At 66.6% G+C, this 17,345-nt stretch carries 13 protein-coding genes; 10 read left to right on the top strand and 3 right to left on the bottom strand.

Annotated features, from left to right (window positions below; genetic code table 11):
* Positions 1-155: 155 nt before the first annotated feature.
* The gene (locus tag R2B38_RS16245) at positions 156-3,398 is read right to left on the bottom strand and encodes a S41 family peptidase (RefSeq protein ID WP_318016871.1); all 3,243 of its coding nucleotides are present in this window, start codon (positions 3,396-3,398) and stop codon (positions 156-158) included.
* A gap of 177 nt (positions 3,399-3,575) precedes the next feature.
* On the opposite strand from R2B38_RS16245, the gene R2B38_RS16240 reads away from it, so the two are divergent.
* The 3 genes from R2B38_RS16240 to R2B38_RS16230 all read left to right on the top strand — a co-directional run bounded on the left by R2B38_RS16240 (position 3,576) and on the right by R2B38_RS16230 (position 7,224).
* Entirely contained in the window at positions 3,576-4,184 is a 609-nt protein-coding gene (locus R2B38_RS16240) for a TetR/AcrR family transcriptional regulator (protein WP_318016870.1), read from the top strand.
* 122 nt (positions 4,185-4,306) lie between these two features.
* Positions 4,307-6,529, top strand: a complete 2,223-nt coding sequence (locus tag R2B38_RS16235) for an MMPL family transporter (RefSeq protein ID WP_318016869.1) — start codon at positions 4,307-4,309, stop codon at positions 6,527-6,529.
* Between the two features lie 140 nt (positions 6,530-6,669).
* A complete protein-coding gene (locus R2B38_RS16230; protein ID WP_318016868.1) occupies positions 6,670-7,224 on the top strand; it encodes an isochorismatase family protein in 555 nt (184 codons plus the stop codon).
* A 7-nt stretch (positions 7,225-7,231) separates the two neighbouring features.
* On the opposite strand, the gene R2B38_RS16225 is transcribed toward R2B38_RS16230, so the two are convergent.
* The gene (locus tag R2B38_RS16225; protein WP_318016867.1) at positions 7,232-7,630 is read right to left on the bottom strand and encodes an ATP-binding protein; all 399 of its coding nucleotides are present in this window, start codon (positions 7,628-7,630) and stop codon (positions 7,232-7,234) included.
* A gap of 137 nt (positions 7,631-7,767) precedes the next feature.
* Between R2B38_RS16225 and R2B38_RS16220 the strand changes: the two genes are divergently transcribed.
* The 6 genes from R2B38_RS16220 (at position 7,768) to R2B38_RS16195 (ending at position 12,966) form a co-directional block, all read left to right on the top strand.
* The gene (locus tag R2B38_RS16220; protein ID WP_318016866.1) at positions 7,768-8,613 is read left to right on the top strand and encodes a helix-turn-helix transcriptional regulator; all 846 of its coding nucleotides are present in this window, start codon (positions 7,768-7,770) and stop codon (positions 8,611-8,613) included.
* On the top strand, positions 8,610-8,795 hold the full coding sequence (locus R2B38_RS16215; RefSeq protein WP_318016865.1) for a DUF397 domain-containing protein: 186 nt from the start codon (positions 8,610-8,612) through the stop codon (positions 8,793-8,795). Before R2B38_RS16220 ends, R2B38_RS16215 begins: the two co-directional genes overlap by 4 nt.
* Positions 8,796-9,493: 698 nt before the next feature.
* Positions 9,494-10,006, top strand: coding sequence for a YbaK/EbsC family protein (locus R2B38_RS16210; RefSeq protein WP_318016864.1), 513 nt, complete (start codon positions 9,494-9,496; stop codon positions 10,004-10,006).
* Entirely contained in the window at positions 10,003-10,782 is a 780-nt protein-coding gene (locus R2B38_RS16205; RefSeq protein WP_318016863.1) for a DMT family transporter, read from the top strand. The genes R2B38_RS16210 and R2B38_RS16205 overlap by 4 nt, the downstream gene beginning before the upstream one ends.
* A 1,184-nt stretch (positions 10,783-11,966) precedes the next feature.
* Complete coding sequence (locus R2B38_RS16200; protein WP_318016862.1) at positions 11,967-12,602, top strand: NUDIX hydrolase; 636 nt, start codon at positions 11,967-11,969, stop codon at positions 12,600-12,602.
* Between the two features lie 22 nt (positions 12,603-12,624).
* A complete protein-coding gene (locus tag R2B38_RS16195) occupies positions 12,625-12,966 on the top strand; it encodes a GNAT family N-acetyltransferase (protein ID WP_318016861.1) in 342 nt (113 codons plus the stop codon).
* Positions 12,967-13,330: 364 nt separating this feature from the next.
* Here the strand turns inward: R2B38_RS16195 and R2B38_RS16190 are convergent, their stop codons facing one another.
* On the bottom strand, positions 13,331-13,954 hold the full coding sequence (locus tag R2B38_RS16190; RefSeq protein WP_318021703.1) for a maleylpyruvate isomerase N-terminal domain-containing protein: 624 nt from the start codon (positions 13,952-13,954) through the stop codon (positions 13,331-13,333).
* Between the two features lie 547 nt (positions 13,955-14,501).
* Here R2B38_RS16190 and R2B38_RS16185 point away from each other — a divergent pair.
* The gene (locus R2B38_RS16185; RefSeq protein ID WP_318016860.1) at positions 14,502-17,339 is read left to right on the top strand and encodes a PKD domain-containing protein; all 2,838 of its coding nucleotides are present in this window, start codon (positions 14,502-14,504) and stop codon (positions 17,337-17,339) included.
* The last annotated feature ends 6 nt before the right edge of the window (positions 17,340-17,345 follow it).

Genomic DNA, 17,345 nt, shown 5'->3' with positions numbered 1-17,345 from the left:
TGGGGCGCCCTGGGTTTTTCGGGGCGTCCCACGTTTCGTTGTTGGGTGCGGGGCGGTGGGGGCTTGTCGCGCAGTTCCCCGCGCCCCTAAAAGCAGGGGGTTGGGGCTGGGCGCGCCCACGCGGCGGAGCCGCAAATAGATACAGCCCCGCGCCCCTAAAAGACAGGGGGGTTGGCCCGTGGGGGGAGTTTGGGCCTCGAACGGTCCGGTACCGCGCTGTAGTCGGGCGGGGTTGCCGCCGGGTGGATGGCCAGGAGGTCCAGGGCCAGTTTGATGGTGTCGTCCAGCTGCGCGTGTCTCCCCTCTGCCCAGTCCAATGGGGTGCGGAGGATCTCCAAGTCCGGGGTCACGCCTCGGTTTTCCACGGTCCAGCCGTATGCGTCGAACCAGGCGGCGTTCATGGGGACCGTGATCACCGTGCCGTCGCCGAGTTGGTGGCGGCCGGTCATGCCGACCACTCCGCCCCAGGTGCGTTGGCCTACCACCGGGCCTAGTTTCAGCAATTTGAACGCCGCCGTGATCATGTCGCCGTCGGACGAAGTCGCTTCGTCGGCCAGGGCAACCACCGGGCCCCTGGGGGCACTTGAGGCGTACGACACCGGTTGGGCGTTGCGGGTCAGGTCCCAGCCGAGGATCGTGCGGGTGAGTTTCTCGACGACCAGTTCGCTGATGTGGCCGCCCGCGTTGCCGCGTACGTCGACGATCAGGGCCGGGCGGGACACCTCCAGGCGCAGGTCGCGGTTGAACTGGGCCCAGCCGGAGCCGCCCATGTCGGGGATGTGGAGGTAGCCGCAGTGGCCGCCGCTCAACTCCCGTACCACGGCCCGGCGTTTGGCCACCCAGTCCTGGTAGCGGAGGGGGCGTTCGTCGATGAGGGGGACTACGGCGACTCGGCGGGCCCTGCCCTCTCCCTCCGCCGGGGTGAAGGTCAGCTCGACCGTCGTGCCGCCCGCTCCCGCCAACAGGGGGTACGGGCCCGCGAGTTCGTCCACCGGACGGCCGTCCACGTGGGTCAGGATCGCGCCCTCCCGGATGCCGGTGCCGGCAAGCGGGGAGCGGGCCTTGGAGTCCGAGGACTCGCCGGGAAGGATGCGGGCCACCGTCCAACCGCCCTCCCTGCGGACGAAGTTGGCGCCCAGCAGGCCTTGTCGGCGCTGGTAGTGGGGCGGGCCCTCGTTGCGGCGGGACGCGGTGACGTAGGCGTGGGACGTGCCCAACTCGCCCAGGACCTCGCGGAGCAGGTCCGCGAAGTCGTCCGGAGACGCCACCCGCTCGACCAGCGGGCGGTACTGGTCCAGGACCCCGGTCCAGTCGATGCCGCACATCTGCGGGTCCCAGTAGTACGCGCGGATCAGGCGGCCCGCCTCCTCGTACGACTGGCGCCATTCGGCGGGCGGGTCCACCTCGTGGAGGATGCGGCGGAGGTCGATCCAGACCGTCGAGTCGCTGTCGCCGGACTCGGTGGAGGGGACCGCTCGTAGTTCGTCCTCGTCGACCACGACCAGGCGTGAGCCGTCTCCGCTCACCGCGAACCAGTCCAAGTGGTCCACGAGTTCGGACTTTTTCGCCTTGCTGATGTTGAAGTACTCGAGGGTCGGGCGGCCGCTCGTGTCGTCCGGGTTGGCGAAGGTCTCGCCCAGCGCGCCCGAGATCGGCCAGCGCAGCCAGACCAGTCCGCCGCCCGAAACCGGGTACAGCGCCGAGTACTTGGAGGCCGAGACGGGGAACGGGGTGACCCTGCTCTCCAGGCCCTCGACCTCCACCGTCACCGCGCCGTCCGCGCCCTCGTCGTCCTCCGCCGCGTCCAGGCCACCGGCGGCCGGGCGGCCCTCCGGGGTCAGCGCGAAGGGGGAGGGCGTGGCCGAGGAGAGCGGGACGAGGTAGGGGCGGCAGCCGAGCGGGAAGGACAGGTCGCCGGTGTGGACGTCGTAGACCGGGTCGAAGCCGCGCCAGGAGAGGAAGGCGAGGTAGCGGCCGTCCCTGGTGAAGACCGGATTCTCGTCCTCGAAGCGGCCGTTGGTGACGTCGACGATCAAACGGTCCTTTATGCGCGCCATCTTGATCTGGCGGAGCGAGCGGCCGATGCCGGGGTGGGACCAGGTCAGCCAGGTGCCGTCGGGGGAGAAGGCGAGGTCGCGGACGGGGCCGTTGATCGAGCGGATCAGCTCCGTCACTTCGCCGTTGGACTCCTCCGTGGCGTCCAGGAGCAGGAGCCGGCCGTCGTGCGCGGCGATCGCGAGGCGCTCGCCCGCCGAGTCCGACACCAGCTCCAGTACGCGGCCCACCTCGCCGGAGGCGAGTCGGCGGGGCTCGCGTTCGCCGGAGGCGCGGGGCAGGTAGGCGATCTCGATCGCGTCCTCGCCGTCCGCGTCCGTGACGTAGGCGACCTGGCTGCCGGAGCCGAGCATCTCGGGGAGGCGGACCCGTACGCCCGGGGTGTCGGTGATGGTGCGGGCCGGGCCGTCGCGGTGGGTGAGCCAGTACAGGCTGCCGCGTACGACGACGGCGCTCGCGCGGCCCGTCTCGTCGACCGAGATGCCGTCGACGTGCTGGGCGGCGGGGACCTGGTACGTACGGCGGCCCGCGCGCGGCCCGCTCAGCCGAACGTCCAGCTTGCGCGGGGCCGACGTGGGGGAGAGGTCGTCGACGAGCCACAGGTCGCCGGCGCACTGGTACACGACGCGGGTGCCGTCGCTCGCCGCGTGCCGGGCGTAGAAGGCGTCGTGGTCGGTGTGGCGGCGGAGGTCGGAACCGTCGTAGGAACAGGAGTAGAGGTTGCCGATGCCCTCGTGGTCGGAGAGGAAGGCGATGCGGCCGTCGACGAACATGGGGGAGTGCAGGTGGCCTTCGAGGTCGGCGAGCAGGCGGCGGCCGTGCAGCCAGAGGCGGCCCATCGCGCCGCCGCGGTAGCGCTTCCAGGCGGCCGGTTCGTGGGGTGGGGTGCCGGTCAGGAGCAGGGTCTGGTGTTCGCCGTCGATGTCGGCGAGTTGGATGTCGGAGACCGGGCCCCAGGGGAGGCGGCCGCCGGGGTCGCCGTCGGTGGGGACCTTGTGGGCCCAGGTGAAGTACGAGAACGGCTCGCCGTGCGAGGCCACCGCGAGGATGTCGCCGTCCGGGGTCCAGCCGCAGACCTGGGTGTCGGGGCTGCCCCAGTAGGTGAGTCTGCGGCCCGGGCCGCCCTCGACCGGCGCGAGATGGATCTCCGGGACCAGGCTGCGCCAGCTCGTGTACGCGATGTGGCGGCCGTCGGGGGAGAAGCGGGGGTGACCGACCTTCGTCCGGTCGACGGTGAGCCGCCAGGCGCGGCCCCTGCCGTCGAGAGGGGCCAGCCAGAGGTCGTCCTCGGCCACGAAGCTCAGGAGGTCGCCACTGAGGTGCGGCAGGCGCAGATAGCTCACCTCCCTATGCTTTTCCGCGGGACGGACCGGAGCAACTTATGAAAAATGGCCGATGCGGTCCGGCGGGTGACTCAGCACACGTACGAAACGGTTTCGTTTCTTTGGTGAGTGCGCTACATTCATGACGTACGAAGCAGGTACGAAACCGTGTCGTTCGGATCCGGAGAGGTGAGTGGCATGACTGAAGTCGCAACGGCGCGTCGCAGTCGCATCACGCCCGAGCGTGAGGCCGAGTTGTACGCGGCCGTGCTCGACCTGCTCCGGGAGGTCGGCTACGACGCCCTCACCATGGACGCCGTGGCGGCCCGCACCAAGTCCAGCAAGGCGACGCTCTACCGCCAGTGGGGCGGCAAGGCCGAGCTGGTGGCCAAAGCGGTGCGGCACAACAAGCCCGGCCCATCGGCCGCCGCCGTCGACACCGGTTCGCTCAGGGGGGACTTCCACGCCCTCACGTTGCGGTCGGACGACTGCGAGATGGAGCAGAACTCCGCGCTGATGCGGGGCCTGGCCATGGCGATGCACGGCAACCCGGACCTCCTGAAGGCGTTCCGGGAACACCTCGTCGAACCCGAGATGGCGGAGTTCCAGACGATGCTCCGGCGGGCGATCGACCGGGGTGAGGTCCGTGCCGACAACCCGGCGATCGAGTACATCGTGCACATGATGATCGGCGGGTTCGCCGCCCGCACCATGATCGACGAGCAGCCGCCCACCCAGGCCTTCCTGCTGTCGTACATCGACGCCGTGGTGCTCCCCGCACTGGGCGCACCGGTACCCACCACCTGACAGACCCACAGCACGCCCACCTGACGTAACCGCTCACGTCGTCGGGCAGATCAACCGTGTCCCCAACCGGTCGATCACCCCTGCCCCGAAGAACCCCACGACCTGACCGGGAGTACGCCCTCGTGGCCACGTTCCTCTACAAAGTCGGCCGTCTCGCCTTCAGGCGACGCCACTTCGTCGCCCTCATCTGGATCGCGCTGCTGACCCTCGCGGGAGTCGGCGCGGCCAACGCGCCCGCAGCGGGCTCCACCTCCTTCTCCATACCCGGGACCGAGGCCCAGAAGGCCTTCGACCTCCTCGACCAGCGCTTCCCCGGCTCCAGTTCGGACGGGGCCACCGCGCGGGTCGTCTTCAAGGCGCCGAGCGGCGAGAAGATGACCGACGCGGCGAACAAGGCGACCGTCGAGAAGACGGTGAAGGAGCTGGCCGACGGCTCCGAAGTCGTCTCCGTCTCCGACCCGTTCACCACGAACGCCGTGAGCAAGGACGGGACGGTCGCCTACACCTCGGTGAAGTACGACGTCGCCGGCATGGAACTCAAGGACACCAGCAAGGACGCCCTGGAGGACACCGCGGCCCAGGCCCGGGCCACCGGGCTGACCGTCGACGTCGGCGGTGACGCGCTCCAGGCCGCCGCGGAGATGGGCGTGGGCGAGATCATCGGCATCGCGCTGGCCGCGGTCGTCCTCCTCATCACCCTCGGCTCGCTCGTCTCGGCCGGTCTGCCGCTGCTGACGGCGATCATCGGGGTCGGCATCGGCGTCTCGACGATCACCGTCCTCGCCAAGACCCTGGACCTGGGCTCGACGACCTCCACGCTGGCGATGATGATCGGCCTCGCGGTCGGCATCGACTACGCGCTGTTCATCGTGTCCCGCTACCGGGCCGAACTGGCCGAGGGCCGCGAACGCGAGGACGCGGCGGGCCGGGCCGTAGGAACGGCAGGCTCGGCGGTGGTCTTCGCGGGCCTCACGGTCGTCATCGCGCTGGCCGGTCTCGCGGTCGTCAACGTGCCGATGCTGACCAAGATGGGTGTCGCGGCGGCGGGCACGGTCGTGGTCGCGGTGCTCATCGCGCTGACCATGATCCCGGCGCTGCTCGGCTACGCGGGCCGCAGGATCAAGCCCACTGGCGAAAAGGCCAAGTGGCTGGGTGGCGGCAGCGCCAAGGAAGCGGCCAAGGCGGCGAAGCCGAACATGGGCACCCGCTGGGCGAGCTTCGTCGTACGGCGTCCCGCCGCCGTCCTGATCCTCAGCGTGCTCGGCCTCGGCGCGATCGCGCTGCCGGCCAGCCAGCTCCAGCTGGGTCTGCCCGACGACAGCTCACAGCCGACGTCCACCACCCAGCGACGGGCCTACGACCTCCTCGCGGAGGGCTTCGGCCCCGGCTTCAACGGCCCGCTGATGATCGTCGTGGACGCCAAGAACAGCGACGCGCCCAAGGCCGCCGCCACCACGGTGACCGACAAGATCAAGACCCTCGACGACGTGGTCTCGGTCAGCCCGGCGGTCTTCAACAAGGCCGGGGACACCGCGACGATCACCGTCGTGCCCGACTCCAAGCCGTCGTCGGTGACCACCGAGGACCTGGTGCACTCCATCCGGGGCGAGGGCGCCGGAATCAAGGCGGACACGGACGCGCAGGTGCTGGTCACCGGCACCACGGCGATGAACATCGACTTCTCCCAGAAGCTCAACGACGCCCTGATCCCGTACCTGGCCCTGGTGGTAGGCCTGGCGTTCCTCCTCCTGATCGTGGTCTTCCGCTCGATCCTGGTCCCGCTGAAGGCGGCCCTCGGCTTCCTGCTCAGCGTGCTCGCCTCGCTCGGCGCGGTCGTCGCCGTCTTCCAGTGGGGCTGGCTGGCGGGTCTGATCGGCGTGGAGGAGACCGGGCCGATCATGTCGATGATGCCGATCTTCCTGGTGGGCGTGGTCTTCGGCCTGGCGATGGACTACGAGGTGTTCCTCGTGACCCGGATGCGCGAGGCGTACGTCCACGGCGAGAAGCCCAGCCAGGCCGTCGTCACCGGGTTCAAGCACGGTGCCCGGGTCGTCACCGCCGCGGCGGTCATCATGATGGCCGTCTTCGCCGGATTCATCACCTCCAGCGAGTCCATGGTCAAGATGATCGGCTTCGGCCTGGCGGTCGCCGTCTTCTTCGACGCGTTCGTGGTCCGCATGGCGATCGTCCCGGCGGTGCTCGCACTGCTCGGCAAGCGGGCGTGGTGGCTGCCGAAGTGGCTGGACCGGATCCTGCCGAACGTGGACGTCGAGGGCGAGGGTCTGCGCGAGCTGGACTCCAAGGACTCGGATCCCGATGAGGACCGGGAGTTGGTCCGGGCCTGAGGCGGCTGCCGCGAGGCACTGAGGCACCGGGCAACTGATCTGCCGCGTCACCGAGTTCGGGTGGCGCGGCAGTTCGCGTCGGTGCCGGGTCGTCGTTCCGGACCGGGCCGATGTCAGTGAGCCGGACTAGCGTGTTGAGCATGACCACACTCACAGAACGCCCCCACACCGCACTCCTCGTGATCGACGTCCAGGTCGGCGTCGTGGGCGACGCGTACGAGCGTGACGCGGTCGTCGCCAACATCGCCACGCTCGTCGACAGGGCACGGGAGGAAGGCGTCCAGGTCGTCTGGGTCCAGCACTCCGACGAGAACGTGACGGTAGGCAGCAAGGACTGGGAGTACGTCCCCGAGCTGCACCTCTGGGACGGAGAGCCCCTGGTGCCCAAGAACTACCCCGACTCCTTCGAGGACACCTCCCTGGAAGAGGTGCTCGCGGCCGCCCAGGTCGGCCACCTGGTGGTGGCGGGCGCGTCCACCGACGCGTGCATCCGCTCCACGATCCACGGCGCGTTCGTACGCGGCTACGACGTGACACTCGTCGGTGACGCCCACACCACGTCGGACCTGAGCGAGTGGGGCGCGCCGCCGCCGGAGCAGGTCATCGCCCACACGAACCTGTACTGGAAGCACCACACGGCACCGGGCCGCACGGCGGGAGTCGAGACGGCGAAGGACGTGGCGTTCGGGGGCTGAACCCCCCTCACACCCTCACCTCGGCCCAGACCGTCTTGCGCGGGCGCGGGCCCGGGGTGACGCCCCAGCGTTCGGCCAGAGCGTCCACGAGAAGCAGTCCCCGGCCCGATTCGCCGCACGGGTCCGCCTGTTGAAGCAGGGGGAGCCGGTCGCCGCGCGTGTCCGAGACCTCGATACGGAGTGTTCCGGCGACGACGTACAGAGTCAGCCGGAAGTCCCGTCCCGTGACCCGTCCGTGGGTCGCGGCGTTGGCAGCCAGCTCGGCGACGATCTGAGCGGCTCGGTCCAACGGGAGCCCCCAGGTGCGGAGTTGCTCTGTGGCGAGGAGTCGGGCGAGACGTGCGCCACGGGGGGTGGGGGACAGGAGGACGGTGAAGTTGGGAGGAGCGGCGGTTTCTTGATTCATGTCACTCAGCGTGGCGGGATTTGCTTCCCTGGGTGAGTGATGGCGTCGGTGCGTAGCGTTACTGTCTCGGCTTTGTCCCGCACTGTCTCGGCTGTCTCGGCGGTTGTACGGGTACGGAAGCGCGGTGGAGGTGGGGCATGAACGAGGTTGCGGACGAGGCCGGTTGGGATGTCGAGCCCGGCGATGAGATCGAGCCGCTGGTGCAGGCGGTGGGTCGGATGCTCAGGGTTTTCCGGGAGGCGGCGGGAATGCGGGTGGCCGAACTCGCGGTGGCGATGGGCTACGGCGAGGACATGATCCGGAAGATCGAGCGAGGGGTGCGGATCCCGAGGCCGGAGTTCCTGGACCGGGTGGACCAACTGCTGAACGCCCAGGGGAACTTGAGGGCGTTCATGGAGGACATGCAGAAGGCTCGGTACCCGAAGAAGGTGCGGGAGCTGAAGGAGATGGAAGACCGGGCTGTGGAGATGCTCCTTTACAGCAACCACAACATCCACGGTCTGCTGCAAACGCCCGAGTACATGCAGGCGTTGTTCGACATTCGGCAGCCTCCCTACCCCCAGGACGTGGTGGATCGGGATGTGGCCGCCCGTATTGCTCGGAAGTCCGTCTTCGACCGGTCGCCGGAACCCGCACTCTGCTTCATTCAGGAACAGGTGACGCTGGAACGCCCGATCGGCGGCAAGGCGGTGCTGCGTCGACAGCTCGAACACCTGCTGGAGGTAGGGAGGTTGCGGAACGTCGCGCTGCAGGTCATGCCTACCGACTGCGAGGAGCACGCCGGCATGAACGGCCTGATCGAGGTGCTGAAGTTCAGCGACGGCACAGCGATCGGACGGTCCGACGGAGCGTTCAACGGCCGCCCGGTCTCAAACCCCAGGGATCTTCGGGTCCTTGAACTGCGCTATGGGATGATGCGGGCCCAGGCTCTCACGCCGAGAGAGTCGCTGGCCTTCATCGAGCAAGCGCTGGGAGCACTATGAGCACCTCGCAACTCCACTGGTTCAAGAGCAGCTACAGCAGCAGCAATGAATCCGGCGACTGCGTCGAGGTGGCTACTACCCCTGGGGTGATCCGCATCCGCGACTCGAAGAACAAGCTGGGTGCGCAGCTCGCTCTCTCCGCTTGCGTTTGGGGCGAGTTCGTCACGTACGTTTCGAAGTGACCGTTGGGCCACTCGCTTCTTGGCCAGTGTCGGGCTTCCGCGGTCCGAGTAAAGGGCGCTCCCTGCGGTCGCGTCGCCTGCGGCGATTCCGCTGCGCTCCACCCTTGACACGGTCCGCTCCAGCCCGTTTCAGAAGCGAGCGAGCAGCCCGGAGGAACGGGTGGCCAGGTACCTATGCCCATGCCTGAACTGTGTTGCGGGCCGGTGCGGTGGCGACGCGTCCGCGTCTCGCCAGCACGCCGCCTCGGCTCAGCGGCCAGCCCCCGGTGGGTGGTTGCTGGAAGCCGGGGGTAAAACTAACCACTAACCATGACTCTGACTGGTTAGAAAAGTACCCAGCCTCCAGAGGTGAGAGGGCCGGGCCTGGCCGGGTCGGGAAGTCCCCACCGGCAGAGAGCCGCTGAGCCGAGGTGGCGTGCAGGCGAGACGCCAGCGCGCCCCGCTGTACCGGCCAGCGACTCGGCACAGGTACGGGCATGCGTACCTGGCCACCCATCCCTCGGGGCCGCCCGCTCGCTTCTGAAACGGGATTGCGGGAGACGAGTCAAGGGTGGAGCGCAGCGGAATCGGCTTGCCGACGCGACCGCAGGGAGCGCCCTTTACTCGGCTCCCGCAATCCCGACACTGACCAAGAAGCGGGCGGCCCAACGGTCAGAACTCAGTCGCAGGCCCAGTACACCCACCACTACCGTGCCCCCATGAGCATGAACAACACCGAAGACGACAACTCCGGCGCCAATCCCCGATTCGCCGACGCGCTAAGGGAGTTGGGGCTCGCGGACCTCCTCGGTCGTACTCGGCGCTTCCCGGACGCCACCCGCACCGCAGCCGAGGCCGCCGCAGCGATCGGGTGCGAGTTGAGTGAGATCTGCAAGTCGTTGATCTTCGCGGCGGACGGGATTCCGGTACTGGTGCTGATGGACGGGGCATCGAGGGTGGACCTGGAACTCGTCCGGCAGGAGCTCGGCGTCGAGAAGGTCACGCGGGCCAAGGTGGACGTCGTACGGGAGACGACCGGGTATGCCATCGGGGGCGTGCCGCCGTTCGGACACCGTACGAAGACACGGGTGTTGGCCGATCGTTCGCTGCTCGCGCATGACGTCGTATGGGCCGCCGCAGGCAATCCGCATGCCGTGTTCCCCATGGAGCCCAAGGAACTCGTCGCGTACGCCGGTGCCACCCTGGTGGATGTGCGCGAGCAGACCTCGTGACACCGCTGGTCGCCGCCGCTGTTCTGCTCGCCGCCGTGGCCCATGCCTGCTGGAACGCCCTCGCGCACCGCATCACGGACAAGCTCGTCGGGTTCACGCTCATCGCGGGCGGCGGGATGGTCATCGGCCTGGCGCTCGTGCCGTTCACGGCGTTTCCGGCGGCCGGGGCGTGGCCGTATCTCGGTACCTCCGCGCTCATCCATCTCGCGTACTACCTCCTGCTGATGAAGTCGTTCCGGCTCGGTGACTTCGGGCAGGCCTATCCGATCGCGCGTGGCACCGCCCCCCTCGTCGTCACCGTCCTCGCCGCCGTCTTCGCGCACGAGGTGCCCAACGGCTGGGCCGCCGCCGGTATCGCCTTGTCCTGCACGGGACTTACCGGTGTCGCCCTGTGGGGCATGCGCGGGCAACGGCCCAACTGGGCTGCGATCGGCGCCGCGTTGGCGACGGGCCTGTCCATCGCCGCGTACACCGTGGTCGACGGGCTCGGTGTTCGCGCCTCGGGCTCCTCGCTCGGGTACATCGCCTGGCTGATGGCGGTCCAGGGGTGGATGGTTCCCGCGTATGCCCTGTATCTGCGGGGTGGTCGTCAACTCGTCCCCGCACTACGGCCGTTCGTCGGGGTCGGGTTTCTCGGTGCGGCTCTGTCCGTCACCGCGTACGGGCTCGTCCTGTGGGCCCAGACCCGCGCGGACCTCGCCCCCATCGCCGCCCTGCGCGAGTCGTCGATCAAGTCCTGTTCAAGCAGTAATAACTTGGCTGGTCAGTGGGCTTGATGCAGTCGATCTTGAGGATGCGTCGAGTTGGTCGCCCATGGACGTGCGCCGGCTGATTGCGCGTTTAGGGCAACTGGTCGGTCGTGAGGGAAGGCAACGTACGAGGACAAAGGGTCACGCTGGCGGATCTGCACTCGGGACGACGTGGCTCATACAGAACGTTCAGGAGGACGAGCAGACGGTGGCTGAATACCGTCGGTGCATCGACGCCTTGCGGAACGATAATGCAACGCGTGACTGGCGGTCGTGTCAGCTCCGCTTCCAAGAGTGTGGCTTATCCCCCGCTCTTCGGGCATAACAGCCTCCCGCTATGGGTACGTCCTGCTAGACGTCCTACGCGTCGACGAAGCGCCAAACATCGACGTTCAGAATTATCCGAACCTCAGGAGGCGACAGTTGTTTCGCGTACTGCAGCGCCTCCTCCCTCCCGTCATAGTTCTGATTCTCGCCACACTAGGCGCTTTACAGATTCAGCTCCCGGGTATGAAATATTCGGATTCCCAGCTGATATCCGCAATGTTGGCGTTGATCGCCATTGACGCTTTTGTCGATCGTATCGATTCCTCTAGGTCAATCGAGCGTAAGATTGACAAAATCCACCATCGATTGGCTGTCTCGAATCCGTCTGGAATAGATTTCGCTCAGCGATTCGAACAAGAGAAACTCGTTGATCTCATTAGATCAGCGAAGAGAACATTGTGGATTGTGGGTCCGTCAAACGACAGTATTGTGCAGTGTCAGGATGAGATTAGAGATCGACTGCAGCATGGCGTAAGTGTAAGAATACTGATGGTCGACCCCACCGATCGACTTATCGAATGGTACGGTCGGCATGTGATCGGTCCCACATACAGCTTGTTGGACGAGCAAGGCCGAGCGAGAGCTAAAGCGCGACTGGAGGATAACAGGGATCGGCTAATTGGACTTAAGGATGTAGCTGGCGGACATTACTCGATGCGGGTCCTTGAGCGAATTATGTGGTTTGGGTTCATTATAATTGATGCAGAGGAGCGGGATTGCCGAATGGATGTCCAAATGTACATGTATAAGACCTCTGCAGATGTTGCGCCAATTCTGCGCCTCAATTCGCAGAGTGATGCCAGATGGTGGCGCATACTCATGGAGCAGTATGAAATATACTGGACGGAATCCCGAAACGTCTTGGAGTGACCGGAGTTAATTCAATGGGTGCCCAGCCTGAGCAGGCGACGGAGCGAGAATTCTTTCTATTGGCAGAGGAGCTGCGCTCGATCGGTGAATTAGGGGCAATGCTGGCCGCTAAGACGGAAGATCGGGTGAGGTTTCAGCGTGTGCTTGCACTCGCTGAGGTTCTGGCGACAGGTAAACTGCGCAAGCCCGTAGAAGCTCCCGCTAGCGTAGTTGACCAGTGGTTCCATGCCTCACCCCTCCTATCTGCCGACTGTGTGGCGTTTGATGAATCGGGACGTATTCTCCTTATTCAACGGAACGACAATGGTTTGTGGGCTCTCCCTGGAGGGCTAGTCGACGTGGGTGAGAGTCCTGCCATCGCCGCAGTCCGAGAGGCGCAAGAGGAAGTTGGGCTCCAGGCCGAAGTGCTCAGTCTTGTCGGCCTTTATGATTCTCGACTTGTGGGCACTGATACGCCTTTCCAAGTGATTCACTTGGTTTACGAATGCGTGGCTAGCGGCGACAGCGAATTGCGTACGAGTGAGGAAGTCGATGACTTCGGATGGTTCTCTCCCGGCGAGTTGCCGCAGATTTCTCCTGGGCATGAGGATCGAATTAGGGACGCATTTCTAGTTCGTGCAGGAAAGTTACCGCGGCAACCTATCTGCTGATCACAAACGAAGGGACGCGACAATGGACGAAATTTCGTTCGAATCCCGTCAGATCCATGTGACAGGGTTGCGGATCGCAGCCATGAAGGGAGAAATTGAGGTTGGGCACACCTACGTCTATTGCCTCAAAAATGATAGTCGGGACGCACCCTTTGCTTTCGGCGAAGATCTGTATGTAGCTGAATCTGTCCGGAGGCAAGGGGTTGCGCGACTCCTTGCGGTCGAGTCTATTGAAGTTGTTAAGGCGTTAGGCTGCTATAAGTACCTTGGTTTCAGTAGGTTTGGCCGCGAAGATCAACATCGGCGACTAGAGTCATACGGTCTGGAAAAATGGGGCTACGAGTTTCGTCTTGATCTTGATTGATCGCCGCCACTCGGTAACGTGCGTAGCTGGCATCTCTGCTGCGGCAAGCGCGCTGAGCAGGTATGAATGGATGGCGCAGGTTAAGGTGTTAATGTAGTTGTGGTGTGATTGGCGGTCTTGCTCAAAAGCGGCAAGGGTGCGTTATCCGTCTTCCAGGGGGTTAGTGCATCGTGTGCGTGGTCGTTCAATTCGAGCACTACCGGGTTCGCCGCTTGAGCGCTTCCTCGGTCAAGTCCGGGTCGTGCGGTAATAACTTCGCTGCTCAGGGGACTTGGTGAGGCATTTCCGTACGTCGTGGCCTCGTCCTGCGCCGTGAGCGCGCGATGGAGCCCCACCGTTTCGCCGGCGTCAGTTGGTGACGTCCTCACCCCAGCGTGAGCCATCGGATGCCCAGGCGGTTGACGTCCAATGCTTCGTCCCTGGTGATCGGCTCACGTCCCGTCGCCTTGCGCAGGAAATACAGCTGACCCCAACTCAGCCTCTCCAGAGCGGCCGTTCCGTCCGGTCCGAGCAGAAGACCCTGCACCAGATCCGCGGCCTGGGAAGTCACCCACGGCTCGCGTCCCAGGGCGTCGGCCAGGTCCAGGCCGTGCACGGCGACCTCGACCACGCGCGTCACCAGGAATTCCGACAGGAGCATCGCGTCGCCGTGCCGGGTGCGCACGACACGCCCCTCGGGTTCGGGCCGGCACAGTAGGTCCACCTGTTGCCAAGTGGCGTTGAAGTCGTCAACGAGCGCGGTGCCGCTGAGCTGTTCAGCCGCATGATCTTGGGCCAGAGCGATCCGGGCCGCGTTGGTGTCCGGGGTGAAACGGTCGTCGGGCCGGTAGTACTCCGCTGCGGAGACTTGGGCATGGGTCGGGGCCGGCGCGGCCAGCATGTCCGGCAGCCAGGCAATCACCACCCGGACGTGAGCCAGCAGGTCGCTCACTTTCCACGGTGCACACCGCGTCGGTAGACGCCATTCGTCTGCCGAGACACCGGTCATCGCCCGCGCGAGTTGCCTCGCCTCCAGACGAAACGCTTCAACTACCCGCCCCTGATCCATGTCGGGACCTGCTCAGTGACGTCGGAGAGAGAACAGGCGCGTCACCACAGCCAGCACCAGCCCGGCCGCGATGAGATACAGACCAAGGCGTTCTTCGGGCACTGCCGGTGACCACACCCGCCAGGCTGACGACGTGTAGGCATCGGCTGCCAGGAAGGACCCGTAGGAAGAGGAGTGCAGAGTGGGGGGCGTGCTGGTCTGGCTGCGTACCCACAGCAGCGCGCCTATGGCGGCACAGATCGCGGATATTGCGTACAGGGCTGTGGCGTGACGCGGGACCGGTCTGGCCACGGGTCCTCCCTCGACTTTGTCGTTGTGATGTGGGGATTCTCGCTGCCGGTAGCAGTCACCCCTGAACCGGGCCACCGTGTCGAGCACCCGTGCACACAGACCGACGTCTTGGTGATCTCCATACTCTCGGAACCTGGTCAACCCCTCGGCGACCGGACAGGATTGCCAGCAACATCATGTGAAAACTGGGGGAACAGTGCCGCCACGTTCGATCGGGGCCTTCGCGGTCGTAGTCGGCCTTCTCGGCGCGGGCCTGGCGCTGACTCCATCCGCCGCCCGCGCGGATGGCAGCACGCTGTACGTGAACAACACCTCGACGTCGAACTGCTCCGACAGCGCAGCCGACGCGGGCTCACAAGCCCAGCCCTACTGCTCGTTGCAGACCGCCGTCGACACCGCGCGGCCAGGTGACACGGTCATGGTGGTCAAGGGGAACTTCGGGCCTCTCGATGTGAAGACCTCGGGTACCGCGAGTGCCCCCCTCACCATCACCACCGGCACGAGCAAGGTGGTGACCTCGATCGTCACACCCCTGTACGGCTCCGGCCCAGGACTCACTTTCGACTACGTGCACGACGTGGCCCTGCACGGCTTCTTCATCGGGACGAACGCTCAGGCACCGGTCGTGGCGGTCGAGGGTTCCGACAGCGTCACGCTGGACGGGGACCATCTCGAAGGCGTTTACTCGCCTTCACTGGTAGGCATCGACGGGCAGAGCCGCACGGTCACGCTGAGCCGGGACCAGCTGGATGCCGCACCGGGCGAGGACGGCGTGGACATCGCGGCGGGGGCCGGCGGGACCGTCATCACCGGCAACAAGTTCTCCTACGGGAAGAACACGCCCGTGAACGCGGCAGGTGCGCCAGGCACGGTTGTGGTCGGCAACACCTTCACCGACAACGGCGGTTGCAACACCGCTGTCTCCCTCACCGGTGCCTCCTCCGGTTCGACGGTCGAGAACAACGCCTTCTTCCTCGGAACCTCGGGCGGCTGCGCGACCTACGGCACCAGCACGCCGGTGGTGGTGTCCTCCGGATCGACCAGCGCGACCATCTATGACTACAACGTCTTCGAGTCCGAGTCCGGCGGCGCGCTCTACAGCTGGGGTGGTCAGACCTATGCCACCGCCGCCGATCTGCAGGCCGCGACCGGCCAGGGCAAGCACGAGCTGTACGTCGCGGTGGCTGCCGGTACGACCAGCCTGAACGTCACCCCGCTCATCGACTCCGCCGACGCCGGCGCACCGGACGAGCTCGGCACCGACTTCAACGGCAAAGCCCGCGTGGACGACCCTCTCGTGGCCGACACCGGCACGGGTGCCGGCTACTACGACCGCGGCGCGGTCGAATACCAGGACCCCTACCAGGTGGCGGCGGCCGTCTCCGTCACCAAGGGGCCGGCCCCGCTGTCCGAGACGGTCACGGCGGACGAGACCAACCCCTGGAAGACTGGGATCACCAGCTACACATTCGACTTCGGGGACGGCAGCGCCCCGGTGGTGTCCGCCGCCCCCAGCGTCGCCCACGCCTACAGTGCGATCGGCTCGTACACCGTCACGGTCACTGCCACCACGGCCGCCGGGGCCTCTGTCGCAGGCAGCAAGAAGGCCTACGTCACCGTCGCCGCCGAAGCTCCGCTGGTACCCGCCCTGTCGCTCGGCCAGGCCCGTCCGTCCAGCAGTCTCACTGTCCGGGCGGACGCCTCCGGGACCACCGACGACTGGAGCATCGCCGACTACGGAGTCGACTTCGGGGACGGCACCTCAGCCGCCGATCTCGGCACCAGCGGCTTCGGTGGTCACACCTACGCCAAGCCCGGCACCTACACCGCCACCCTGACCGTCAAGGACGACGGCGGGAACACCGCCACGACCACCCGGCAGGTCACCGTCGGCAGCGCACTCGTACCCTTCGGGCCGACCCGGATCCTGGACACCCGCAACGGCACCGGCGCCGCCAAGGCGAAGGTCGGCCCGGGCGCGGTGCTGCGACTCAAGGTCGCGGGCGTCAACGGCATCCCCGCCACCGGGGTCACCGCGGTCGCCCTCAATCTGACCGGCGTCAACGCCTCGGCCAGCACCGTGATCACCGCCTACCCCGACGGCACCACCCGGCCGACCGCCTCCAACCTGAACCTGGGCCCCGGCCAGGTCACGCCGAACATGGTCACCGTGCCGGTCGCCTCGGACGGCTACGTCGACCTCTACAACAACGCGGGCAGCATCGACCTGGTGGGTGACGTCGAGGGCTACTACAGCACCACCGCGGCCACCTTGGGCGGGACGGGCTTCGTCCAGGTGAGCGGCCCGACCAGGGTGCTGGACACCCGCACGGGGATCGGCACCGCCAAGGGCAAAGCCGGACCGGGCGGGCTGGTCACGCTCACCCTGCCGGCCGGTGGCGCCGGCAACGCCTCCGCCGTTCTGCTCAACGTCACCGAGACCAGTGCCACCGCGTCCAGCTGGGTCGCCCTGGAGCCGACCTCCGGCGACGTCCCCACCACTTCCGTACTCGACTTCGCGGCCGGGCAGACCAGCGCCAACCTGGTCGTCGCGCCGGTCAGCAACGGGCAGGTCCAGTTCTACAACCGCACGGGCAACGTCGAGCTGATCGCCGACGTCGAAGGCTATGTCGTCTCCGACCAGACGACGTCCCCGGCCGCCCTGGGCTCGCCCTACTTCCCGATCTCGCCGACCCGGGTGCTGGACACTCGCAACGGCACCGGCGTCGCCCAGGGCACACTCGGTGCCAAGACCAAGCTCAGCGTCAAGGTGGCGGGGCACGGCGGCATCCCGGCCGGAGCGAAGGCGGTGCTGGTCAACTTGACCGGCGTCAAGCCCACCACAAGCACCTGGCTCTCGGCCTACGCCGACGGATCAACCCTGCCCGCCAGCTCCACCCTGAACCTCGCCACCGGCGCCACCCGCGCCAACCTGACCCTGGTCCCGGTCGGTTCCGACGGTTCGATCGACATCTACAACAGCAGCGGCACCGTGAACGTGGTCGCGGACGTCGAGGGCTACTACATCGGCTGATCGCCC

The sequence above is a fragment of the Streptomyces sp. N50 genome (assembly GCF_033335955.1).
Lineage (GTDB): Bacteria > Actinomycetota > Actinomycetes > Streptomycetales > Streptomycetaceae > Streptomyces.
The sequence above is the reverse complement of the archived record's forward strand: the minus strand, read 5'-3'. Positions and strand labels throughout refer to the sequence as shown.